Below are 24,089 nucleotides of genomic sequence, written 5' to 3'. Positions count from 1 at the left end.
CTGCCCGCCGAATCAAGGAGGGATTATGACCGCAGAGACTGCCTGGGCGGAGGCGATGACCTACGACAACCGCGCCGATCCATACCCGTTCTTCGCCGAGCTTCGCAAAACTCCCGTCGTGCAGGTGGCCGACAACCTCTATGTCGTCACCGGCTACCGCGAACTGCTCGCGCTCGCGCACGACCCCCGGATCAGTTCCGACATCCGCCGCAGCCCGCTGGCAGCCCACCTAGCCGGCGACGCCGAAGCACCCGCGGGCGTCGAAGACTTGCAGGCGCACGGCGGCCGCAAACCGAGCATCATCGTGTCCGATCCGCCGAATCACGACCGAGCCCGCCGGCAGGTGATGCGCCACTTCGGGCCGCCACACTCGCCCGACCTGATCCCGAGCATGGAGCCCAGCATCGTCGGACTGTGCAACAAGCTGCTCGACGACATCAAAGCCCGAGAATCAACCAGGTTCGACGTGGTCGACGACTACGCCTATCCCGTACCGATGACAATGATCTGCAAAATCCTCGGGGTCCCCCGCGCCGACGAACCAACCTTTCACATCTGGATCCGTGACCTATTGACCGGCCTGGATCTAGGCCCGGACGCCACCACCGACGAAGGACGTGCCCGCGCAGCCCAAGGCCGAGCCGCCGGTGCGGCACTGCGGCACTACCTCGCCGAGCTGATCGAGCAATACCGTCACCAGCCCGGAGATGGACTGCTGTCGGACCTGGTCAACGACACCGACGGGCCGGACGGTCCGATGTCACCGCAAGAGGCGGTATCCAACGCGCAGTTGTTGCTCGTCGCCGGCCACGACTCCACGGTCAACACCATCGCCAACTGTGTGATGACCCTGCTACGCAACCCCGGCTCGTTCGAACTGCTGCGGCAGCGCCCGGAACTAATTCCACGCGCCATCGAAGAAGTCCAGCGACTGCAGTCGGCCGTGCAGTTCTTCCCCAGCCGCAGCGCCACCGACGACATCGAGATCGCCGACACCGTCATCCCGAAGGGCGCGGCGGTGCACCTGATGTACAGCGCCGCCAACCGCGACCCCACCCGCTTCGCCAACCCCGACCAGTACGACCCCGAACGCCCCGACAACGAGCACCTCGGCTGGGGCAGCGGAATCCACACCTGCATCGGCGGCCCGCTAGCGCGGCTCGAAGTCAACCTCACACTGGAAACCTTCCTGCGCCGCGTGCAGAGCCCCCGCCTGGTTGACGACCCACCGCCATATCGCCGAAGCCATATCTTCCGCGGACCCCTACACCTCATGATCGACGTCGACCACATCACCGACTGACGACACATCATCAAGTCGTCGCCCACCCCTTGCTCACCCGACCACCGACATCAGGCGATCCGCTGGGAGAACATGGTCCAGATTCGTTATGCCGACCGATCATGGCGACGGCAAACTGAACGTCCGGGAAATGCCTATGAGCGTGCATATCTCGGGCGGCATGTGCGGACCCGGCACTACGGCTGTTCCGCCGATCGAGTTGCCCGCGCATGTCTTCGGCAATGTTCATCAGGGTCGGGCGGTGTGAGCGGAGTACCGCCATGCACCTTCACGCTCTAGCCAGGTGGTGAAATCCAGCAGTTCCGGATGGCATCGCCGCAGCGCCACGATATCGGCATTCCAGCCTCCACCCTGGTTGGCGAACCGGTAGCCGGCGAGGGCGTCGGGGTCCTTGTCCAACAACGCTTCTCGTGGGATCGCTCGGTATTCGATCGATTGTCCGAGGGACCGGCTCATGGCCTCGGCGATCTCGGTCATGGTCAGCTCGTCGCCCGCCAGTTCCACAGCGGCTCCGATGTATTCGTCCGGGTGAGTGAAAGCCCGTACAGCGAAGACACCGATGTCGGTACCCGCGATCAGCTGCACGGGAACGTCCGGATGAATGACATCGGTGAGTACTCCCTCGCGCAAGCCGAAGCGGGGGTCGAGCTGGTTCTCCATGAAGCGCACCGGGCGTAATGCGGTGGTCGGCAGGCCGAGCCGAGTCGAGTAGCTCTCCAACTCCGCCTTGCTCTGCCAGCGGCGAATGCCGTGATCGGCGTCCGCAGCGCCGACCGAGGCGTAAACGAAGTGAGCAACACCCGCTGCCGCGGCCGCATCCGCGACATTGCGGCCGAGCCTCAGTTCATCGTCGACGGTGAAGCCGGGAGGTGTGCCAGGGTATCCCACGGTCGGTTGCACGCTGAACACCCCGTGAACACCCGCCGCCGCCGTATCCAGCGTGGTTCGGTCGCCCATATCGCCACGCGCCAGTTCCGCACCCGCCCCTGCCAACATCCGAGCACCCGCCGTGTCCGGGTCACGCACCAGCGCACGCACCCGCCAACCCGCCGCCAGCAGTGCGCGAGCCGTTGCGCCACCTTGGGTGCCCGTCGCTCCGGTAACCAAAACGATGTCCGACATCGCATCCTCCTCGAATAGCGCTGTTCGCCTGTATCGGCAATAAGTGGGGATTGTCCCCGTTTAACCGTCGGCTACAATACGGGGACTATCCCCGTTTTGCAATCGGAGTGTAATGACACCAGCCCCGAGCAGACCGGCTCGCGCCGACGCGCTGCGCAATTACGAGCGGCTCATCACCGCCGCCACCAATGCCTTCGCCGAACACGGCCCGCAGGTGCCGCTGGACGACATCGCACGCGCCGCCGGGGTCGGCAATGCCACGCTCTACCGCCATTTCCCGACCAGACAGGCACTACTGGAAGCGGTCCACCACGACCACATAGAGGCACTGGTCCACCGAGCCGGCGACTTGGCCACAGCACACGCCCCCGCCGAGGCGCTCAGGTTGTGGCTCGACACCGTTGTCGCACAGGGCAGCGCCACCCGCGGCCTCGCGGCCTCGCTGCTCGCAGTCATAGGCACATCGACCGAATCTTGGTGCCGGAAAGAAATATTCGCCACGGCAACCGGCCTTTTGCAGCGCGCTCAGGATGCGGGCGAGATCCGTTCCGGGCTGACCGCACCCCAGTTACTGAAGCTCGTCAACGCGATAGCCCTTGCCACTGAAGGAGATCCGGACCGAACGCAGCAAGCCCATACGCTGCTGGACTTCCTCTTCGACGGCCTTCGCATCCAAGCGTGACACTGTGCACGCGACAGACCTTGTGCACAGCTCGAACGGGCCGATCCACCCTCCCGGCAACAATCGGCTTCCACCCGGTGCAGGACTCTCGGCCAGGATCGTGTTTTAGCGCTTCACTTCCAGGTGTGGCGTGGGCCCGCCTCTTCGATGATTCGACCTGCTGGTGTGAGTCGAGTCGCGGTCGCGAATGCAGCTGGGACGACCGGAAGCTGGGCGCGCCCGCCAGCCTATGGCAATTCCACTGCGAAGCCCGGCCCGTCCTGACCGCACCGGCGCTATCGTGGAGGTACCTGTGGGGAGGAATACGATGGTATCGGTGACGCTGTACCGCTATTCGTTCAATTTCCGCTATGCCCTGAACGACCGGCAGATGGCGGGTTTCGACCCGGGCCGGGCATTCGTCGAGATCTATGCCGTCGACACGCCCGAAGGCCGGGACGAGCGCGGGTGGACCTGTCTCGACCGGAGGACGGCGACGCGGAGTATCCGAGTCGAGGCCACCGACGGGGAATCCGCCGCGTGGGCCCGGGCCCAGACCGAGGCGCTGGATGCACTGTGGACCGCCGAACAGCAGCTCGTCCACGATCTCGGCATGCGGATCGAGGTCGGCTTCTCACCCGGACTGCGGCGTGGTTCCGGCTGGTCGGCGGCCCGCCGCCGCAGCCGGACCGCGTCACGGCAGGCATTCGACAGACTCGAACAGCGGCTGCACGACATCGCCGAGCGCTATCGCCCCGTCCGCGAGCAGATCGAGCCCCGCGTGGACGAGGCCGACGCACGCGCACAGGAAGAACAGGCACGACTCTGGAAAGCCCAGCGCGAGCGGGAAAAACGCGATGACCGCTTCACCGAGCTGGCGGCCCAGACCCGATGGAGCTACCGCGTCACCGAATCCGACCGAACCGTCCACGTCTTCCGCGCCGACGACTCGACCCTGACCACCGGCGCACTGATCGACGAGCTCCAGCGCCCCACCCACCACCTCACCGGCTACACCGTGCACTGGGCCGCCGCCGATCGCGCCGAGATCGAGCACGTCAGCGGTGCGGCCTTCGCAACCTGGTGGGCCGTAGTAGCTCCCGGCCACTGGAACGATTCCCGGCGCATCCCGTCCCGCCCGCCGACCCGTTCCGGCCCATACATCGGCGGCCACTCCAGCTACGGCGGCCACTCCTCCTCCTGCGGTGGCGGCTTCTCCTCCTGCGGTGGCGGCTTCTGACGCGACGGCGTGCAGCCGGGCTGATACACAACGTCCAGGCGGTCGCGGACCTGTGCTTAGCGCCGGATTGGGCGGATCTGCTCCCCGACCCCCGACGGCCGCCCGTCGATGCCGGCGAGGGCGAGGACGTCGTGCTGGTCGATTTCCGAACACGACTAGGGTGTAGCGGTGTATCCGCCCCAGATCCGGCGATAGCGTCGAAAGACGTTGTGAACACGGTAGTTCGAGTTCACCTGAACACTGGCCGAGATCCGGCTGACGATCTCGGGCATCTGCACCACTACCCCCTGGCCCTACATGTGGGATCTGTCAGCTCTGTGTCAGCGGTCGTGTCAGCACGGGATCAGTCCGGTGTCAGGACAGCGGGCGATTGTTGCTTCCGTAATCAGTTCGGCGAGCACGACATACGCCGACCCGGACAGAACAGATTCAAGGGAGCAACCACCATGTCCATCACCATCACCATCACCGACCAGGACAAGGCCACCCTGCGGACCGCCGCGTACGGCGCCGTCTCGCTGATCGCCGCCGCTGATGCCACCGGCACGCCCCACAAGGCCGCCACCAACGGCAGCAACGCCCTGTACGCCGCGACCGGCCTGGTCGGGCACGTGCTCGCCGCGAAGTCCAAGGACATCAAGCTGAAGGGCAAGAACGTCGCCGAACTCGCCGACCAGGTATTGCCGGCACTCACCGCAGCCATGAGCCTTCTCGGGCAGCAGGATCCGGCCGAGGCCGAGAACTTCCGTAGCACCGTCCTCGTCGCTATCGACGCGGCGAGCCGGACCCACCAGAGCCAGCCCAGCCCCACCGTGGTCGCGATGATCAGCAAGATCACCGGAGCCCTGTACGCCGTGTGACGGGATGGGCCGGGGCGTCTGAAAGTCGGCGGCGTCGCTGAACGTCGCCGTGTGGGATGTCGGCTTTTCATCCGGTGCCAGGCAGACCCGTAGGCCGAATGACCGCGCCGATAACGCGCGGCCTTCGGGGAGCGCCGTCGAAGCCATGGGCGCCACACCGGGACGGGTCCCGCAGATCGAACACTATAAGCAGGAGATTGATGATGGAACACAACAACAGCGGCTTCTCCGAGGCAGGGCTGCGCAGAGTACGCGACGTGCTGGACCGGCATGTCGAGTCCGGAAAGATTCCCGGGGTCGTCGCCCTGGTCAGCCGGGGCGGCCAGACGCATGTCGAAGCGATCGGGACGATGCGCGCCGACGGTGACGCTCCGATGCGCCGGGACACGATCTTCCGGATGGCGTCCACGTCCAAGCCGGTCACGATGGCGGCGGCGGTGATCCTGCTCGACGAATGTCGTCTGCGGCTGGACGACCCGGTAGATCCGTGGCTGCCCGAACTGGCCGACCGTCAGGTGCTGCGCCGGGCCGATGGGCCGCTGGAGGACACCGTGCCCGCGCAGCGACCGATCACCGTACGGGACCTGCTGACCTCCACATTCGGGCTCGGAGTGGATCTCACGCTCATGGGATCCCCGATCATGGACGCGGTTCTCGACCGGGCCAACTACAGCGGGGAAGCCGCATCGGCGCCCGAGCCGGACAAGTGGATGAGCCGCTTGGGCGAGCTGCCGCTGTCGTACCAGCCCGGCGAGCGGTGGCAGTACGAACTCAGCCACGATGTCCTCGCCGTGCTCGTCGCCCGGGTCTCGGGTCAGTCGTTCGAAACGTTTCTGCGCGAACGCGTCTTCGAGCCGCTGGGGATGACCGACACCGGCTTCCACGTGCCCGCCGGCAAGATCGACCGGCTCCCGCCCAGCTACGCCCCCGACCCGCAGACCGGCGAGTTCATCGTGTGGGACGAGGCCGCGGGCGGAAGGTTCAGCGAGCCTCCGGTATTCCAGCACGGCGGCGGCGGGCTGGTCTCCACCGTCGACGACTATCACGCCTACTTTCAGATGCTGCTCAACCACGGGATGCACGGGACCGAACGGATCCTGTCCCGGCCCGCCGTCGAGCTGATGACCACCAACCGCCTCACGCCCGAACAGAATGCCGCCCGAAATGCGCTGGCCAAGAACAACGTCCATGTGTCGTTCGGTCAAGGACAGCACGGTGGCTGGGGCTTCGGAATGGCGGTGCGCACTTACCGCGGCGACTACGCTCCCATCGGCCAGTTCGGTTGGGACGGCGGCACCGGCACATCCGCCTACGCCGACCCGAGCAACCAGCTCACCGGAATTCTGTTGACCCAGGTCGGGTTGTCGACCCCGGATCCGGCGTGGCTCATCCACGACTTCTGGACCACGCTCTACCAGGCACTCGATTCCTGACGAGGCCGGTCTCGACCCCGTCTGCCTCAGGCCGGGTCACCCGAGGGCGAGATCACCTCAGGCGACCCGACCTGAGCAATCCAGACAACAGATTCATCAGCTGACGAGCTGAGCACCTGGCACCTGTACACGGGGGTAGTGGTGTATACCCCAGCTCCGGTGCCAGCATTGAAAGACGTTGTGGAACATGGTAGTTCGGAGTTCGCCGGAACATTAGCGCCGGATCTCGGGCATCCGCAACCCCGATTTCTCGCAGATGCTCCTCAACCCCGACCAGTTGGCCGCTACCTCCTTGCCCGTGATCACGGCTGGCCGGTGGCGAACGCCTGTACAGCGTCGCCGAACTCCGGGCCGCCCACGACGTATCCGCCGACGGTTCCACCGATCAGCACACCCGCGGGGATGCTGATCCCCCATATCAGGGGCAGACACGCCCCGAGGAGGCCGCCCACGATGGCACCGCCGACGACGCCAGGCAGGTTCTTGTTGATCTGCTCCTCGAGCCGGTCGTAGGAGCTGATGTCCTTCAGTTGCGCAATATCTTCTGCCGTCGGGGTCGGTGTCACCGCCAGAGTGCGACCGTCCGCACCGACGTGCTGCGCAATCGCGATCGAACGCCCGTCGACGGCGAACCACTGCGGTATTTCGGTCACCGCCGCTCCGTCGCCGGACTCGAGCACCACCGCACCGTTCTGCGCGATCGCGAACTTGCCATTCTCGACGGTGGCGATAATCACCCTGTCGACTGGCGAAACCGTGATCTGGTAGTTGATTCCGTGATCCACACCGGAAGTCGTGTCCCCCACACTCACCGCAGTCGGCTGCTCCGTGCCGGCCAGCTCTGCATGCGCGGTTGCCGCAGTGACACCCACGGCCGAGATGGCCATGAAAACAGCCGCAGTGATCTTCTCGAACTTCATCCTTCGAATCCCTCCACTCAGCTGCCCCAGATGGGCGGACCGAGTCAGACCTTAGGCGTCGAATCCAGTGGTGTGTCGTACGCCACACACAGTTCGAAGTCGAGAGCTGACCTCGAACGTCCGATAGAGGGCCAGGGGGTCGGGAGCCCGGGGCGATGACACCCGTTATGCCATCGCCCCTTAGCCGTCGTTCGCGTCATCTGGGCGCCCCGGCGGACCTATCGGTACGGGCCCGTTCGGAGCGGATGGGGCTGGCTAGCAGTTAGTCTTCCTCGTCGCCGTCAGGCGGGTCAATTGGGCTGCCATCGATATCGTCTTCTATATCCTCAGTCGGTTCGCCGGGCATGGTTCGATCTCCATTTCGGGTTGGAAGTAGAGCAGGTCAACAGTAGTTATCGTCCGCTACCTGCTGGTGGCCTCGGGCTCGATTGGCAAACCTGCTCGAACGATGCCAGGGTTCCCGCAGAACTCGCCGATTTGGGGCGGATTTGAAGATCCCCTACCCAAATAGATTGCGGTAGACCGCCGATTCCATTCCCTTATCGGCGGTCAGAACTTTGCAAGGATGGATATGCCCCGGACGAAACCGCGCGCATGCCACCATGCCGTGGCGCTGTAGTTCCCAGCGTGGAAGGCGAAACGCCGTGCCCGGTCCATCTTCAGTCCTCGGCAGACGGCCGATGTTGTAGGCCGACCAGATCGGCGGCAGCCGGGTTTTGTTCGAGCTGGTGTTCGGTGTGCATCGGACTGATCTGCCCGCGGTATGTCCGCAGGATCTCGGTGACTTGGTCGCGGTGTTCGCGGGCGGCGCGGTCGGCCATGGCGTGGGCGGCGGTAATCGCGCGGGAGTACTCCATATCGCGTTGTTCGAGTTGATGGTGGTGTTCGGTGGCCTGATCGTCGAGCCGCTGTCGCAGAGTCGCGTTCTCCTCAGCTGACGCCTCAGCGTTGGTGACCGCGGCATCTCGTTCGCCTTCGGCGTGGGCCTGTGCTGCGCGGGCGGCGTCGAGGTGTCCGCGCATTTCCCTCAAGACCGCTTCGGCCTCCTCGTACACCCGGTCGCGATCCACTTCTACCTCGCCAATGCGCTCTTGTGCGTCGGTAGAAGCTTGTGCTGCAAGGTCTTTGGCCTGCTGTGCTTCCTCAGCGGCTTCGTCGGCGGCGACCAGGGCCAGCTCCTCGAGTTCGACCGCGCGTTCCAGCCGACATGCCATGACCGTGGCCGATTTCTCCGCATCGGCGCGAGCCTGTTCGGCGGCGGCGATGCGGACGGTCGCGTCCCGTCGCACCTCGGCGATCTCGCGGTCGATGACCTCGGGATCGGTGACCTCGGCGATCAATTCACCGGCGTCTACCAGCATGGCTGCCAGTTCCGCGCGCGTCAGCTCGATGCGGTCGACAAGATCGGTCGTAGAAGTGGAACGGAACCTGCCAGGCGATCGACCCGTTACTACGGGGTCGCGGGCGGGGTGTGAGCATGAAGCCTCCAGAGCCGGTAGGTGCCCTGAGAAGCTGCCGTGACCGCAAGTGGTGACATGTGTGGTGACATACATGTCTGCACCAGGGTAGCTCACGCTACTGACCTGGTGTTTTCGTGGAGCGGATGACGGGATTCGAACCCGCGACCCTCACCTTGGCAAGGTGATGCGCTACCAGCTGCGCTACATCCGCGTGCGCTTCGTTGTGGTCCGGGAGGGCCGCGACGTCGTGCGCCCAAAACTGTAGTCCGTCATCACGTCCAAAGGAAAATCGGATATTCGCCGGGGCCGGTCAGGTGGCGTTTTGGTCGGCAACGCTCGGGGTGAAGGAGGAGGCGTGGTCGGCCGCCCATTCGGCGTAGCTGCGGGGGGCGCGGGCCAGGACTTGGCGGACATCGTCGGTGACCGTGGCGTTGCCTCCGGCTCGGACGTAGGCCTGGCCTGCTAGTGCCCCGTCGGCGAACTCCGGAGACATCCCTGCCGAGATCATGTGGTCGCGCGCAACGTGTTCCGGCACGTCGACCACGTCCAGGGGGTGGCCGAGGAGCGTTGCCAGTGTGGCGACCTGATCCGCGCAGGTGAGCAGCGCCGGGCCGGTGAGAGTGTAGATACGGCCGGAGTGGCCCGGCATAACCAGAGCCTCGGCGGCAACCGCAGCGACGTCACGTGGATCGATGACACCCTGGCTGCCGGTGCCGGTCAGATTCGGCACGGGTTGGCCGGCCCGGACGGCATCGGCCCAGCTCAATGTGTTGGAGGCAAAGCTGGTCGGACGCAGGATCGTCCATTCGAGCCCGCTTTCCCTGGCCGCCTCTTCGCCGGGAATATGCCAGGTGCCGACGCGGCCGAGTTCCGGATTGCCGGTGCCGATGGCGGAAAGTTTGACGATCCGGCGGACGCCCGCGTCGCGCGCCGTGCGGACCAGCACGCGATCGGTCTCGGCGTCGTCGGGGCCGAGGACACCGACGATGAAGGCCGCGTCCGCGCCGGTCATCGCGACGGCCATCGAGTCGAGGTCGTGGTAATCGCCACGCACCACCTCGACCCCGGCGGGCACCCGCGCTTGCTCCGGATTCCGCGTCACCGCCCGGACCCGCACACCGCGCGCGGCGAGCTGACGGATGAGTTCACTACCGATGGTGCCCGTGGCACCGGTGACGACGATCATGAGTAGAGCGTGCCGCCCATCCCACCCGGTTCGATAGGAAATTTCGGCACGGCTTCGGGCGCTGTATTCGGCCGTGAGCTGCTTACAGTGGGTCGGGTGAGCATGCAGGTAGACCTGATCGAACCAACGGTGCCCGCACCCGAATCGCTGCGTGCGTGGATCACCGAGCTGGGACGCTTCCCCACCGACACCGATGCGTCCCTACCGCTCACGCATGTACCGCACGCCGGGACGACGATCGTGCTCCGCACCGCAGACCGCCCTGACGCACTCGTCCTCGGCCCGCAGACCCGCGCCTCCTACTCCACAGCCGATAAGCCCGCCGGCTGCGTCCGCCTGCGCCTGGCTCCCGGCGCGACCCGGCAACTGCTCGGCGTCCCGGCCACCGATATCGCCGATCGCGTTGTCCGCCTCGCCGACCTTCCCGGCGTTGCCGCCGAGCTGGCGAACGAACTCGCCACGCTGCCAACGGATGAGGTCCTGCCTTTTCTGGAAGAGGTCCTCCCGCAACGCATCTCCGAAGACGCGACGCAGCGCACCCACCGCGAACTACTCCGCGATGCGGTTGCCGCCATATCCGCAACGCCAACGGTTCACGAACTCGCCACCGATCTGGCCGTCAGCGAACGCCAGCTTCGCAACCTGTTCACCACTGGAATCGGTATCTCCCCAAAGCATTTCGCCCGGATCGGGCGTGTGCGCCAGATCCTCGTCGATGCGAGCAACACCCCTGGAGTCGAGCTGGCCCACATTGCGGCCGTCCACGGCTACTACGACCAATCGCACATGTCGGCGGACTTCAAAGCTCTGATGGGCGTTCCACCGGCCAAGTTCTTCCAGGGGCGGGTGCCCGCGCCAACCCGGTGCCAGTCGTCCTGACGAGTTCAGCGAGTTTGCCGCTGTGCCGCACGAGCGCGACGGCGGGCCATCTCTTCCCGCTCCAGAACCGCGGCCTCGGCAAGCGTAGGCGCGCCGCCGCCGAGGCGGGCCGGGACCCAAGGCGCGCCTTCGGGCATCGGGTAGCCGGTTTGCGCCTGTTCGAGCAATTCGCCCATCCGCGTGCGGGTTTCGGCGGTCAGGTCATCGGTCGGTTCGGCGGGCGGGATCGGATCGCCGATGCGAATATTGATCGGAAAACGATGGCGGCCGAGTTGTTTCGGGAAACCCTTGGTCCAGATGCGGTGCGCGCCCCAGATGACGATGGGGATGATCGGCACATCCGCGTCGATCGCCATGCGGGCCGCGCCGGATTTGAATTCCTCGAGCTCGAAGCTGCGGCTGATCGTCGCTTCCGGATAGACCACGACCAGTTCGCCGTCCCGCAACGCCTCGACGGCGCGTCGGTATGACGCCGCTCCGGCCGCGCGGTCGACACCGATTGCCTTGCAGTGCTTCATGAGAAAGCCGACGATGCCGTGCTCGAGTTCGGCCTTCATCATGTATCGGACATTGCGTCGCGATTTGCGCCCGACCAGCCCGACCTCCATGAAGTCGAGGTAGGCGGTGTGATTCACGGCGAGTACGGCGCCGCCGGTGCGCGGGATCCGGTCCTGTCCGCTGATGTCGATGCGCAGCCCTTGCACCGCGAATATCGTGCGAACCAAGCCGGTGAGAATGTCATAGACCGGTTCCCGCGACATAGCTTCCCCTACAACGAATCCTCGGCCGCCCGGCGCGCCGCCTTCTCCTTGGCTTCGGCGGCATCCATGGCATCGGCTTCTTCGAGGGTAGGCGCACTGCCGCCCAAGCGTGCCGGTACCCAGTACGCGCCGGGTTCGTGCACGTAGTCCTGCTGCAGATCCAGCAGCATGGCCTGCATGGTGCTGCGGAGTTGGGCGGTGAGTTCGGCGGCCGGCTCATAGGGCTGGATCGGTGCGCCGACGGCAATCGAGATCGGAGTGTTGGTGCGGCCCAGACGCTTCGGGAAGCCCTTGGTCCACACGCGCTGAGCACCCCAGATGACGATCGGGATGATCGGCACCTCCGCCTCGATCGCCATGCGCGCGGCACCGGACTTGAAGGCCTTGATCTCGAAGCTGCGGCTGATCGTCGCCTCGGGATAGACGCCGACCAACTCGCCCTTGCGGAGATATTCGAGTGCCGCCTGGTACGAGTCGGCCCCTGCGGACCGATCGACCGGAATATGCTTGAGCGCCCGCATGATCGGGCCGGAGATGTTGTTGTCGAACACCTCTCTTTTGGCCATGAAACGGATGTACCGCTTGGGGGTGCGCACCGGCAGACCCGCGTAGGTGAAGTCCATGTAGCCGGTGTGGTTCACCGCAAGGACGGCACCACCGCGCGCCGGAATATGTTCAGCGCCCTTGACGCTGAACTTCAAACCTTCGACGAAGAAGACGGTCCGGGCAAGCCCGATTATCGTCCGGTAGACGGGTTCCACAATTCCGCTAGCGTAGTCGCTGACTGTCCCATCCGGCAGAGCCGCCGCGACTGCGCGCGTCTGACCCGTCGCTCAACGTCTAGAAAGAGGACCCCCGAAGTGGAACGCGCCCGCCCGATCCCGCGTGAACGCGACTGGAAGGACCCGCGCGAACGCGACCGGAGAGGGCTGGCGGCCATCATGGGTGGTCTGCTGACCGGCGCCGTGCTGCTCACCGGCTGCGATTCGGTATCCGGCATTCCCGGCGACGAGCCGAAGCAAACATCGACGCCGACTGCCAGCGCGAAATCGGCTGCGATTGCGACCACAACTCCTACGGACGTGGCGCGAGCGTTCGCGGTGCCGGTCGGCGCGGTCCCCGGCCTGCCCGGCGCGACAGATGTCGCGGCGCGCTTCGGGGCCGTATTGGCTGGTTCGACACCTGCCGAATTGCGCGCCAAGTGCTGGATGCTGGCTCCGGGCAATGTGGCCGATATGGCCACCGAGCAGACGGCGATCCTCAAAGCCCTAGCACAGCCCGCGACCACCACACAGAACACCGTCACCTGGCAGAACGCGGGCACGTCCGTCACCTTCGATCGAAACGAAGTGGTGGCGGCCACGAAGAATTCGTCTCAGATCGTCTGCCCGTGGGTGGCCCAGGACGGCGAAGCTGGACCCAATGAGGCCGATGCCAGGCATACCGTGCGACGCTATCTGTCCCGCTTCGTCGGCACCCCCCTCGACCCTTCCGATAAAGAAGGAACGTATCCGCTGGTCTGCAAAGCCAGCCCGGCGAACTGGGACCCCAACGGAACCGGCAGTCCGACAGCCCCGCCACTGGCCAACAACCCAGGCAAGCTGACCGGGACCACGAAATTCACCGATCAGGAGATCCGCTCGGAGCGGCTGCGTGCGGACTACGTCACTGTGCAGGTTCCGGTCACGAACTCCTCGGGTGTGACCCAGACCCACACCTTCACCCTGACCGCGGACGCCGAGGGCTACTGCATCGGCGACGTTTCTGCCTAACCACTACCCTGGATGGCTGGTAACGGTCAGGAGGAGCAGCTCGTGCAGATCACCAGCGTCGGACACGCCGGATTCCACATCCGCACCGCGGCCGGGTCGATCCTTTGCGATCCCTGGGTCAATCCCGCGTACTTCGGGTCGTGGTTCCCGTTTCCGGACAACACCCAGTTGGACTGGGACGAGCTGGGCAATTGCGATTTCCTGTACGTCTCGCATTTGCACCGCGACCACTTCGACGCGGCGCATATCGCGAAGCACGTCAACAAGGACGCGACCGTACTGCTGCCGGACTATCCGGTGCCGGATCTCAAGCGCGAACTCGAGAAGCTCGGCTTCCACAAGTTCTTCGAGACCGAAGATTCGGTCAAGCATCGGGTGAGCGGACCCGGCGGCGAGATCGACATCATGATCATCGCGCTGCGCGCACCCGCCGACGGACCGATCGGCGACTCCGGGCTGGTCGTCGCCGACGGCGAGACCACCTGTTTCAATATGAACGACGCCCGTCCGGTGGATATGGATGTGCTGCACGACGCATTCGGGCATATCGATATCCACCTGCTGCAGTACTCGGGCGCGATCTGGTATCCGATGGTCTACGACATTCCTTCGCGGACCAAGTCGAATTTCGGTAAGCAGAAGCGTCAGCGCGGAATGGATCGTGCGCGCAGCTATATCGAGCAGGTCGACGCCACCTGGGTAGTGCCCTCGGCCGGCCCGCCGGTATTTCTCGACGACGAGTTGCGCTACCTCAATGACGATCGCGGCGACGAGGGCAATATCTTCCCGGATCAGATGGTGTTCCTGGAACAGATGAAAATCCACGGCAACGAGGGCGGGATCCTGATGATCCCGGGTTCGGTCGCCGACGTGCGCGGTGCCGAACTCGCGCTGACCCATCCGTTCGAGCCGGGCCTGATCTATGACAACAAGGCCGAATACATCGAGCTGATGGCACAGCGTCTCGCTCCGGTGCTGGCGGCCGAAAAGGCTTCGTGGGCAACGGGTGACGAGCGGCTACTGGAACCGCTGAAGGCGCTGTTCGAGCCGATCATGAAGCAGAGCGATCTGATCTGCGACGGGATCGGCTATCCGGTCGGACTGGTCATGGGTGACGAAACCGTGGTGCTGGACTTCCCCAAGCGCGTAGTGCGCGAGCCGATCGAGGGTGAAGGCAAGTATCGCTACGGCTTCCGTATCCCGCCGGAACTGGTGCGCACCGTGCTGCGCGACGACGAGCCGGACTGGGTGAACACCATTTTCCTGTCCACTCGATTCCAGGCCTGGCGCATCGGCGGCTACAACGAATTCCTCTACACCTTCTTCAAATGCCTCACCGATGAGCGGATCGCGTACGCGGACGGCTGGTTCGCCGAGGCGCACGATGATTCCGCCTCAACGGAATTGGCCGGCTGGGAAGTCCAGCGCCGCTGCCCACACCTGAAGGCGGATCTGTCGAAATTCGGCGTGATCGAAGGAAATACCCTCACCTGCAATTTGCACGGGTGGCAGTGGGATCTGGAATCCGGGCGGTGCAAGACCTCCAAGGGACATGAGTTGCGCTCGCACAAGCTCGTCTGAATTCTGGTCCCCCGGGTGCCTTTTGCCGACTGTCGGTCGGTTCTGAAATTCGGTGCGATTCGGTCGCTCACGTGCTGGTGGCGACTACCTGGGGCTCCTACAATCAGGGGCGTCGGGGAATATCGAACGAACTCGACGATCGGCGAGTCCCGTACGCGGGACGATTCGCCGGAAGAAGGCACCATGATCATCAACAAGGCGCGCGGCAGCACCGCGCGCCGACTGCTCGCAAAGGTCGCGCTCGTTGGAGCGGCGGTGGCGGTTCCGATGACGGCAGTGGCGGTTCACGCCACGGCGATGCCGACACCCGGACCAGGTGTTGTGCAGACAGATAATCCGCACTGCCCGGGCTACGGCCCCGGGTGCAATGGCGGCGGTTGGGGCGGGGGCGGCGGCGGCTGGGGCGGCGGCGGTTGGGGTGGCAACGGCGGCTGGGGTGGCAACGGCGGCTGGGGCGGCAACGGCGGCTGGGGCGGCGGCTGGGGCGGCAACGGCGGCTGGGGCCAGTGGTTCCCACCGGGCTGGTTCGGCAGCAGCTAACCGAACAAATCCGAGCATCGCAAGATAGGTCTCCCGGCGATGTCGACCATTACGGTGGGGTCGCTGGGCGGCCCATGTCCAGGCGCATGCCCTCGAGCAAGGTCGGCCCCGAACACCAAGTGCAATGACTGACACATCGGTGAGTCGCTGCCCCGCAATGCCGGAAGTTCGGCGCTGGGGTCAGGTTCGTGAGCGGGTGGCGACGAGGACGGCGAGGAAGGTGAGGGCGCAGCCGATTACGGCGGTTGGGGAGAGTCCGGCACCGGTTGGGGTGAGCAGGTCCAGGGTGATCGAGGCCAGGAGTTGGCCGGCAACCGAGGTAAGGCCGAGGAGCAGGACGCCGATCCAGCGGACGGTGATTGCGGCCAAGGCGATGAAGGCGACGCCGATGAGGCCGCCCAGATAGAGCCATGGCTCGCTGGGGAATCCACCAGGCCAGCCGGTGCCGACCAGGATGCAGGCCTCGATGGCGAAAAGGGCCGCGGTGCCGATGCCGAAGTTCACCAGGGTGGCGGAGAACGGACCGCCGACCGCGCCGACGCGACCGTTGACCGCCTGCTGCCAGGCCAGTCCGATTCCGGCCAGCGCGGGCAACAGGATCAGCACAGCGGTCGGGCTGTTGCGCAGCCATTCGGGCACCGCCGCGGAACCGACCGGCGCGCCGGACCCTCCCGCCACAGCGAGGACCACCGCGACCATGGCCAGCGCCGCACCGCCGACGCGCGAAACCGTGACCGGAGTCCGGCCATTCGGCGCCAACCCGAGCCGGTCCACCACCAGACTGCTCAGCAATTGCCCGCCGACTGTGGCGACGGTGAAGGCCGTGACGCCGATCGCCGCAACGGTAAGTCCTTGGCACGCAACGAAGAACGCGCCGCAGAGCCCACCGAACAACTGCAGCGGCCGCAGCTCACCATCGGCCACCGCCCGCCGCACCCGCACCAGCCCGTCCCGCAACCGCCGACTCACCGCGAACGCGATCACCAACACCACTAGACCGATGCCGAAACTGATACAGGCAGCCGCGATCCCATCCCGCAACCGCACCCCCAACGCCCCATTGATCCGGCCCTGCACCGCCACCCCGGCCCCGATGCAGAACCCGAAGGCCAACCCCACCTTCGCCCGCGCCACCATCCCCGCACCGTACCGCCACCCCCCGCATCCCCCGACCGCGCCACAACCCACCGCGCCCGAGCGCACCTCACACCAGCCCGATCAGACACCCTTCGCTGGCGCCGAATTCGCACGGAATGGCCGGTCACCCTCGATGCAAGTCGGCCGAAGGATGTTCGTCAGATGTGTGTCTGGCGGCTGCACCATCGACCGAGTCGACCAGCCATGCGAGACCGTCATCGGCTGTATCGCCGTATGTGGAGTTGCTTCGAGCGCCCTTGCAGCGCCGCCACTTCCAGCGCCAACTCGTGACCAAGCACTGACTGCGGCGATCCGCCGAACGTCATCGCGGTGATGCCATGGCGGCATCGGTCGGAACGGGCCGTATGCCGACCGCCCGGCGCGCAGGGGTAGCACGGTTACCCGGCGCGCAGGGTGGTGCGGGCACCGTAGGTGTCGTGACGAGCGTAGGTGCGGTCGCCGCCGTTGCGGGCGATGGAGCCGCGGACCAGGCGGGCGCGGATTCGGGCACCGAGCCGTTCTTGGAAGCGGGTGGCGCCGGGGATGAGTTGGCGGGGTACTTCCAATGCGCCGTTGACTACAGCAGTCGCCATGACGGCGCTCTGGAAGAACTTGCTGTTCTCCAGGCCGAGGAAATCAGAGTTGGTCGGGCCGAGGACGATTCGGCTGTAGGCGACCATATAACTGGTGATCACGCGGCGGATCAGGCGCTGACCTGTGGTGTCGGTGCCGATGAACAGGCCGCCCGCGGCCGGGACCAGGGCCTGGGCCAGGCGTCGGGAGTCCTCGTCCGGGATGAATTCGGTATCGGCGAGGATCCAGAAAGCGCGCCAGGTATCGGTTTCATTGGTCGGCAGGATTTCGGCGTCGATGCCCAGCAGGAAGCCGACATAGCGCCAGAGTTGGAATACCGAATCCTTCTCCTGGGCCGAAAAGCGCAGGCCGAGTGCCTGTGCGCCAACCAGATTCGCCATCGAGAACAGGCCGAGTGTGCCGACGGTGAGCACCTGGTTCACCGGATGGTCCCAGGCTTCGTAATCCCAATCGGGGCGTCGATTCATGCCCGCGCGCACCAGCGCGTGCATCAGCCGCACCCGCAGCACACTCTGGTAGCCGACCTGATTGCGTTGCAGGCCACCGGGAGTCGTGACGTCCAGCCACCACTGGGTGGTTTCGGCCAGGCGGCGCGGCGCCATGGCATCGAGATCACCGGTGCCGACCAGGGCCTTATCCGCGCGAGAGGCCAGATAGCCGCCCATCAGCGCGAACATCCCCATCGCGATCCCACCCCAGACACTGGTGCGTTCCACGACCCGGGCACCGCGGTCGATTTTGGTGCGGTCCAGCCAGTACGGGTCCGTCTCGACCTGACCGAAGAATGCCGTCAATTCGTCGGGTGCATTCGGCACCGCATCGATTCCGCGCTCCACGGCGACCTCGAACATCCGCCGACCCTCGCCGACCGGCAGCCGCTTGAACATGGCGACCACACCGTCCGCGAGCGGATCCCCGACCTGCGCGAACCGGCGGAACGAATCCCGCTGCGCCGCGGTGCAGCGCAGATCGCCGGGTGCCAGCACCGGCACCGCGTACCGGAAGGGGAACTCCGTGAACAGCGGCGGAGTGGGCAGCAGCTGGTTGTCATGCGTCATTGCATTTCACCCATCGGAAGAGAGATTCGCGCCCAAGCCGAGCACATCTGACAAGACCGTCTCACAAATTCGAATATCTGGCAAGGATCCATGCCAGAATTGAGCGGCGAACCCCTCTCATCGAAGCGACCCACAGCTGACATCCCATTGCCTCACCGATCGGACGTGCGGCGCGGTAGCGAGGACGGAATCAGCAGGGCAATAGCGAGCATGGAAGCGCCCAGCAACGCGACCGTCGTCGACATCGACAGCCACAACGTGGCGATGGCGGCGAACCCGAAGACCGCCAGTGCGACAACCTCCGCAGCGAGACCCGACACCGAGGTGACCGTCGCCCGCGCCGGACCTTCGATCGCGTCCTGCAACCGAGCCCCCGCCACCACACTGGCGTTGTAGACGATGCCGTAGGAAACACCGATCGCCGTAAATCCCACGCCCGCGAGCACATACACCGCACCCGGCCAGCGGACGGCGAGACCGGCGACCACCGCACCGCCGACGAACAGCACACCACCCAGCCCCACCGCGATCGCCATGACGCGCGCCGACATGGCCTCGGTGCGCCCCGCCAACACCGAACCCACCAGCGAACCGACAACCGTGATCCCGACCAAAACCGGCACCACCGCCGTCTCCACCCCAACCTCCTGAGCGAGCAATGCGAAGTACTCATCGAAGGCCGTAACCCCCGACAGCAGCGCCCCCAATGCCACGACATTACGCACGGCACGCACCCGAATCGCCTCCCCCACACCGGTTCGCAGCATGTTCAGATACGTCGCGAACGGCCGCGACTCCGTCGAGATCGACGCCTGCGCCATCACCGACTCGCCACTCAGGGCGACTGCTCCTCGCGATATCTCGGATGACCCAGCCGAATCCTCGTCTTCCAGATCCTCCACTGCCACCGCCGACACAGCCTTCGGCGCGCTCGGCAAGGACAGACCGACCAGCGTGTGCACCGCCGCGAACGCCACACTGCACCAGCCGAGCAACGGATAGCCGCCCCAGATATACAACGGCGTCGCACCGAGGATGGCGATCACGATCGCGGCTTCCGACGCTGCCCTCGCATAACCGATGATGCGCGGATACGCCCGCTGCTCATTGCGGGCGACGAGTTCGTCGTAGAGCAATGCCTCGAACGTCCCGGACATCAACGCGCCCGAAGTACCCCACAGTACGAAGCCGACCGCGAATCCCAGGTAGGTCGGCAGCAGTGTCCAGCACGCGAAACCGGCGGTCAGCAGCACACCGCTCGTGACGAGCAGCCCACGCCGTGACACCGTATCGGCCCAGGCACCCGATGGCACCTCGAGCAGGAACGCGGTCACCGACCACATTGCCAGCAGAGAAGAGATCTGCCCAGTGCTCAGTCCATGATCGGCGAACAGCACCGCGTACAGCGCATACAGCGGAATCAGATCACCGAGGCCCTTGAAGAGCACCGCCCGCACCGTAAGCCCGCGCAGACCGATCCCGCGGGTCAACGACCTATCGAATCAATAGCCGTAGATAAGTAAACGCATACCGTCAGCCTGCCGATCTGTCCCCCAGCGCGTCAAGCGATTTTCAGCCGAGCGGCAGCCACCCGTTGGCGGTATGCAGGTCTCCATCACCGAGTTCCCGATCATTGAGCCCAGGACCGACTCGACCCTGATGCTCGTTCAGATCGGTGATCAGCTCCGAGACCGGATGTGAATCGCTGTAGTGATAGCCCTGGGCCAGCGCGAAACCGAGTTCGGTGAGCACCGCCGCCTGGTATTCGGTCTCCACGCCTTCGGCGATCACCTGCAGGTCCAGTGCACTGCTCAGTGCTGCGATCACACCGAGCAGCGGCGGTGCGGGTGAGTCCGAACGGATCGCGGCGACGAAGGACTGGTCGACCTTGAGGATGTCGCTGGGCAGGGTGGCCAGGCGACTCAGCGACGAATAGCCCGTGCCGAAGTCATCGATCGCGATGCGCACGCCGCGCTCGCGCAGAATATGCAGATTGCCGATGGCCGTTTGGGATTCGGCCGCCAACTCGCTCTCGGTCACCTCGAGCACCAGTTGGTCGGCGGGCCAGCCGGTGCTGGCCAGGATATTGGCGACGCGGTCCGCGTAACCGGTCTCGGCCAGTTCCAGGCCGCTGACATTGACATTCAGCGTCAGATCGAGTTGCGCGAAGGTTTCCTGCAAACGAGCCGCGTCCGCACACGCCCGGCGCAATACCAGCTCGTCCAGATCGGAGATGAGGTCGTATTCCTCGGCAACCCGGATCAGCCCCTCGGTGGTGACATCCGGCTGCGCACTCGACGACCAGCGCAGCAGCGCCTCGACACCGACCGCCTTACCGCCGCCCTCGGTCAGGCTGACGATCGGCTGGTAGTGCACATCGAGCGCGCCACGGTCGATCGCCTCGCGCAACTCGACCGCCAGCGGCAACTGTCGCGACGACTCCAGCACCGTCCGATTGCGCCCCGCCTGCTTGGCCCGGTACAGACCGACATCGGCCCGACTCACCAGCAGCGAACCCGACTCACCCGGCTGCCATGAGGTGACTCCGGCCGAACACCCGGTGGTCACCGATGCCCGCAACTGCTCGGTCAGCAGAATCGCCGCCTGCTCGGTGGTATTCGGCAACAGCAGCGCGAAGGCGTCACCGCCGTAGCGAGCCAGTCGCTGGTCCGGCGCGAGCAATTTCGACCAGGTATCGGCGACCCGCTGCAGCACCGCATCGCCCGCGCGATGGCCGAGGTGATCGTTGATCTTCTGGAAGCGGTCGAGGTCGACGAGCACCAAGGCCAGGCCCTGGCCGGTGCGGGTGGCGGTTTCGATCGCGGCGTTCAACGCACGGTCGAAACCGCGCCGGTTGAGCAGTCCGGTGAGCACATCGATATCGGCCTCGGAGGCCATTCGGGTCAGGATGCCGACTACCACGCCGACTCCGAAGGTCACACCCGCCGGAATCAACCCGGACCACCATGGCAGTGTGGGATGCACCGGCCGCGTCGGCATCACCCACAGGCACATGACCATAGCGAAGGCTATGTGCGCGAATGCCTGTGGCCATGCGAAGAACAATGCGGCATCACAGGCAATGAATACATAGAACGAGGCGAGACTGATCGCGCCGACGGTATTCGGGAACGCGTATACCGCGATCGTCACCAATACCGTCGCTATCGCGACATAACCATGGTGAATCCCATGCGGCAACCGCGGACCCCAGCCGAGCAGGCTGAGTCCGAGCAGCAGCGCCACCGCGGCGGCGGTACCCACCAGTGCTCGGTTGCCCTCGCTGCCCGGGGCAATTCCCGTGATCAGCAGGCCGAGCGCGCCCCCCATTACATAGAAGGCTCCGGTGGTCCGGGACATGACCATCGCCGTCGCCAACGCAGACGCGGCCCGCACCCGGGTTCGGGTATCGCCGCGAGACCCGATTCCTCGCACGGGGAATAGCCTAGACATAGAAATTACCTACAGTTGCCACATCCTGTGAATCCGGCATGGCGAACCCCTAGCTATTTACCTGTAGGCAATGTCGGACGGGCTATTTCGAGGTGTTTATCGCGGCGGTGTCAGCACCTCGGTACCGACGAACGGTACCAGCGCGGCGGGCACCCGGACAGAACCGTCGGCCTGCTGATGGTTTTCCAGAATCGCCACAATCCAGCGGGTAGTCGCGAGCGTACCGTTCAAAGTGGCTGCGATCTGCGGCTTTCCATTCTCGTCGCGATAGCGCACAGCGAGGCGGCGGGCCTGGAAGGTGGTGCAGTTCGAGGTCGAGGTGAGCTCGCGATAGGTCTGCTGGGTTGGCACCCAAGCCTCGCAGTCGAATTTGCGCGCTGCCGAACTGCCCAGATCGCCCGCGGCGACATCGATGATTCGATAAGGCACCTCGACGGCCGCGAGCATGTCCTGCTCCCAGGCGAGCAGGCGCTTATGTTCGGCCGCGGCCTCCTCGGGCGTGGTGAACACGAACATTTCGACCTTGTCGAATTGGTGCACCCGGATGATGCCGCGGGTGTCCTTGCCGTAGCTGCCCGCCTCGCGCCGGAAACACGACGACCAGCCCGCATAGCGCTTCGGACCGGCGCTCAGGTCCAGGATCTCGTCCGAGTGGTAGCCCGCCAGCGGCACCTCCGACGTGCCGACCAGGTACAGCTCGTCCTCCTCGAGGTGGTAGACCTCGGCACTGTGCTGACCCAGGAATCCGGTACCGGCCATGATCTCCGGACGCACCAGCACCGGCGGAATCATCATGGTGAACCCGTTGGCCACCGCCTGCCGCGCGGCGAGTTGCAAAAGACCCAGCTGCAGCAGCGCACCGTAACCGGTCATGAAGTAGAAACGCGCGCCCGAAACCTTGGCGCCGCGTTCCATATCGAACAACCCGAGTGACTCGCCGAGCTCCACGTGGTCCTTGGGCTCGAAGTCGAATTCCCTTGGTGTACCGATGGTCTCCAGCACGATGTAATCGTCCTCGCCGCCCGCGGGGGCGCCTTCCTGGACCACATTCGAGATGGCCCGGTGCGCGGCGTCCATATCGGCATCGGCGGCGTGCTGGGCGACCTCGGCCTCCTTGACCTTCGCCGACATCTCCTGCGCCTGTTCCAGCAGGACGGACCGTTCCTCCGGCTTCGCCTTGCCGATCAGCTTGCCCATCGCCTTGTGCTCGGCGCGCAGGTTATCGGCGTTGGCCACCGCCGCACGGCGCGCCGCGTCCGCCTCGAGCAGGGCGTCGACGAGGGCGGGGTCTTCGCCGCGGGCGCGTTGCGAGGCGCGGACCGCGTCGGGGTTGTCCCGCAGGAATCGGAGGTCGATCATGGGTGACCAGCCTAATGGTCGCGATATTGCGGTTTCACGCCGATATCCCAGGATGCGGACCGGCGGGCGGGGTCCGCGCGCATAGTTGGCTTGTGGGCACGCCTTTCGACGAAACCGCTATTGATAATGCAGTTGCCGATCTGGTCGCGGGTGAGAGAACGTGGGCACACACCCCGCTGCGGCGCCGCCGCGAACTTCGCGACGATATCCACACGCGCACCGGCCGCTTCTCCCACGAATGGGTGCGCGCGGCGCGCACCATCTAGGGTCTGGATCCGGACTCGCCGCTGGTCGGCGAGGAGTGGATGTCGGGTCCGATGACGCTGCTGCAGGCCACCACCGCGCTGTCGGCCACGCTCTCGGCGTTGGAGCAGGGGCGTAGTCCGCTCGACGGGGTCGAACTCGCCGAGGCGCCGGGCCAGCGGGTCGCGGTGCCGATTCTGCCGCTCGATTTCTACGACAGATTGCTGCTCAGCGGTTTTCACGGCGAAGTGTGGCTGCGTCCCGGCATCGACGCCGATACCGCGCGCCGGCGCGCCGGACTCGCCCAACTCGATCCCACCGCGACCGGCGGCGTCGGCGCGGTTCTCGGCGCGTGCAATATCACCTCCAACGCAAGCTGACCGAGTTCTACGCGAGCGCCGATCCGGCGCGGTTGCCCGGCCTATTCCTGTCCACATTCCGCGGCTGACGCGCCTGGCATGGGTACGACCGGGGCGCTTCGGATCGATTCGTCCAGGTCGTAGCACCAGCGAACAGACGCTGACATG

Annotated in this window: 22 protein-coding genes and 1 tRNA gene; 11 read left to right on the top strand and 12 right to left on the bottom strand. The window is 65.5% G+C overall.

The features are described 5' to 3' along the window. Positions 1–25 precede the first annotated feature (25 nt). Complete coding sequence (locus tag AB0J47_RS26085) at positions 26–1,303, top strand: cytochrome P450 (protein ID WP_364351087.1); 1,278 nt, start codon at positions 26–28, stop codon at positions 1,301–1,303. Positions 1,304–1,531: 228 nt separating this feature from the next. On the opposite strand, the gene AB0J47_RS26080 is transcribed toward AB0J47_RS26085, so the two are convergent. Then, a complete protein-coding gene (locus AB0J47_RS26080; protein WP_364351084.1) occupies positions 1,532–2,425 on the bottom strand; it encodes an NmrA/HSCARG family protein in 894 nt (297 codons plus the stop codon). 112 nt (positions 2,426–2,537) lie between these two features. Between AB0J47_RS26080 and AB0J47_RS26075 the strand changes: the two genes are divergently transcribed. The 4 genes from AB0J47_RS26075 to AB0J47_RS26060 all read left to right on the top strand — a co-directional run bounded on the left by AB0J47_RS26075 (position 2,538) and on the right by AB0J47_RS26060 (position 6,619). Beyond that, the gene (locus AB0J47_RS26075) at positions 2,538–3,107 is read left to right on the top strand and encodes a helix-turn-helix domain-containing protein (protein ID WP_327097738.1); all 570 of its coding nucleotides are present in this window, start codon (positions 2,538–2,540) and stop codon (positions 3,105–3,107) included. A gap of 316 nt (positions 3,108–3,423) precedes the next feature. Further along, positions 3,424–4,326, top strand: coding sequence for a hypothetical protein (locus tag AB0J47_RS26070; RefSeq protein ID WP_364351080.1), 903 nt, complete (start codon positions 3,424–3,426; stop codon positions 4,324–4,326). Positions 4,327–4,772: 446 nt separating this feature from the next. After that, on the top strand, positions 4,773–5,186 hold the full coding sequence (locus AB0J47_RS26065) for a hypothetical protein (RefSeq protein ID WP_364351077.1): 414 nt from the start codon (positions 4,773–4,775) through the stop codon (positions 5,184–5,186). 203 nt (positions 5,187–5,389) lie between these two features. Beyond that, positions 5,390–6,619, top strand: a complete 1,230-nt coding sequence (locus tag AB0J47_RS26060) for a serine hydrolase domain-containing protein (protein WP_364351075.1) — start codon at positions 5,390–5,392, stop codon at positions 6,617–6,619. 302 nt (positions 6,620–6,921) lie between these two features. Here the strand turns inward: AB0J47_RS26060 and AB0J47_RS26055 are convergent, their stop codons facing one another. The 4 genes from AB0J47_RS26055 to AB0J47_RS26040 form a co-directional block, all read right to left on the bottom strand. After that, on the bottom strand, positions 6,922–7,539 hold the full coding sequence (locus tag AB0J47_RS26055) for a hypothetical protein (protein WP_364351073.1): 618 nt from the start codon (positions 7,537–7,539) through the stop codon (positions 6,922–6,924). 659 nt (positions 7,540–8,198) lie between these two features. After that, positions 8,199–8,900 (bottom strand): hypothetical protein, encoded by a 702-nt coding sequence (locus tag AB0J47_RS26050; RefSeq protein WP_364351071.1) that lies wholly within the window; start codon positions 8,898–8,900, stop codon positions 8,199–8,201. Positions 8,901–9,134: 234 nt separating this feature from the next. Then, positions 9,135–9,210, bottom strand: a tRNA-Gly gene (locus tag AB0J47_RS26045). Between the two features lie 99 nt (positions 9,211–9,309). Further along, the gene (locus tag AB0J47_RS26040; protein WP_364351069.1) at positions 9,310–10,185 is read right to left on the bottom strand and encodes an NAD(P)H-binding protein; all 876 of its coding nucleotides are present in this window, start codon (positions 10,183–10,185) and stop codon (positions 9,310–9,312) included. Between the two features lie 102 nt (positions 10,186–10,287). Between AB0J47_RS26040 and AB0J47_RS26035 the strand changes: the two genes are divergently transcribed. Further along, complete coding sequence (locus AB0J47_RS26035; RefSeq protein ID WP_364351154.1) at positions 10,288–11,064, top strand: helix-turn-helix domain-containing protein; 777 nt, start codon at positions 10,288–10,290, stop codon at positions 11,062–11,064. A gap of 5 nt (positions 11,065–11,069) precedes the next feature. Here AB0J47_RS26035 and AB0J47_RS26030 read toward each other — a convergent pair whose 3' ends face one another. Together AB0J47_RS26030 and AB0J47_RS26025 are read right to left on the bottom strand one after the other, a co-directional pair. Then, on the bottom strand, positions 11,070–11,825 hold the full coding sequence (locus tag AB0J47_RS26030; protein WP_364351066.1) for a lysophospholipid acyltransferase family protein: 756 nt from the start codon (positions 11,823–11,825) through the stop codon (positions 11,070–11,072). An 8-nt stretch (positions 11,826–11,833) separates the two neighbouring features. Further along, the gene (locus tag AB0J47_RS26025) at positions 11,834–12,586 is read right to left on the bottom strand and encodes a lysophospholipid acyltransferase family protein (RefSeq protein ID WP_364351063.1); all 753 of its coding nucleotides are present in this window, start codon (positions 12,584–12,586) and stop codon (positions 11,834–11,836) included. 99 nt (positions 12,587–12,685) lie between these two features. On the opposite strand from AB0J47_RS26025, the gene AB0J47_RS26020 reads away from it, so the two are divergent. The 3 genes from AB0J47_RS26020 to AB0J47_RS26010 all read left to right on the top strand — a co-directional run bounded on the left by AB0J47_RS26020 (position 12,686) and on the right by AB0J47_RS26010 (position 15,718). After that, complete coding sequence (locus AB0J47_RS26020; RefSeq protein WP_364351060.1) at positions 12,686–13,597, top strand: hypothetical protein; 912 nt, start codon at positions 12,686–12,688, stop codon at positions 13,595–13,597. Positions 13,598–13,639: 42 nt separating this feature from the next. After that, positions 13,640–15,178, top strand: a complete 1,539-nt coding sequence (locus AB0J47_RS26015; protein WP_364351057.1) for a Rieske 2Fe-2S domain-containing protein — start codon at positions 13,640–13,642, stop codon at positions 15,176–15,178. A 183-nt stretch (positions 15,179–15,361) separates the two neighbouring features. Then, positions 15,362–15,718 (top strand): hypothetical protein, encoded by a 357-nt coding sequence (locus tag AB0J47_RS26010; RefSeq protein WP_364351055.1) that lies wholly within the window; start codon positions 15,362–15,364, stop codon positions 15,716–15,718. 180 nt (positions 15,719–15,898) lie between these two features. Here the strand turns inward: AB0J47_RS26010 and AB0J47_RS26005 are convergent, their stop codons facing one another. From AB0J47_RS26005 to serS, 5 genes are all read right to left on the bottom strand, one after another. Then, positions 15,899–16,855 carry a DMT family transporter gene (locus AB0J47_RS26005; protein ID WP_364351052.1) on the bottom strand — a complete coding sequence of 319 codons (957 nt, stop codon included), beginning with the start codon at positions 16,853–16,855 and terminating at the stop codon, positions 15,899–15,901. Between the two features lie 398 nt (positions 16,856–17,253). Next, positions 17,254–18,507: an oxygenase MpaB family protein gene (locus AB0J47_RS26000; protein WP_364351049.1), complete on the bottom strand. Its 1,254-nt coding sequence runs from the start codon at positions 18,505–18,507 to the stop codon at positions 17,254–17,256. A gap of 152 nt (positions 18,508–18,659) precedes the next feature. Further along, positions 18,660–19,979: an MFS transporter gene (locus tag AB0J47_RS25995; RefSeq protein ID WP_364351151.1), complete on the bottom strand. Its 1,320-nt coding sequence runs from the start codon at positions 19,977–19,979 to the stop codon at positions 18,660–18,662. A gap of 100 nt (positions 19,980–20,079) precedes the next feature. Then, positions 20,080–21,942, bottom strand: coding sequence for a bifunctional diguanylate cyclase/phosphodiesterase (locus AB0J47_RS25990; RefSeq protein ID WP_364351046.1), 1,863 nt, complete (start codon positions 21,940–21,942; stop codon positions 20,080–20,082). A gap of 114 nt (positions 21,943–22,056) precedes the next feature. Continuing rightward, positions 22,057–23,319 carry a serine--tRNA ligase gene (serS, locus tag AB0J47_RS25985; protein WP_364351043.1) on the bottom strand — a complete coding sequence of 421 codons (1,263 nt, stop codon included), beginning with the start codon at positions 23,317–23,319 and terminating at the stop codon, positions 22,057–22,059. 92 nt (positions 23,320–23,411) lie between these two features. Between serS and AB0J47_RS25980 the strand changes: the two genes are divergently transcribed. After that, complete coding sequence (locus AB0J47_RS25980) at positions 23,412–23,585, top strand: hypothetical protein (protein ID WP_364351040.1); 174 nt, start codon at positions 23,412–23,414, stop codon at positions 23,583–23,585. Positions 23,586–23,624: 39 nt separating this feature from the next. After that, positions 23,625–23,942: a hypothetical protein gene (locus tag AB0J47_RS25975; RefSeq protein WP_364351037.1), complete on the top strand. Its 318-nt coding sequence runs from the start codon at positions 23,625–23,627 to the stop codon at positions 23,940–23,942. Positions 23,943–24,089: the final 147 nt, after the last annotated feature.

The sequence above is a fragment of the Nocardia sp. NPDC049737 genome, assembly GCF_040674755.1.
GTDB lineage: Bacteria > Actinomycetota > Actinomycetes > Mycobacteriales > Mycobacteriaceae > Nocardia.
Note: the sequence above shows the minus strand (reverse complement) of the source record. Positions and strands in the feature narration are given on the sequence as shown.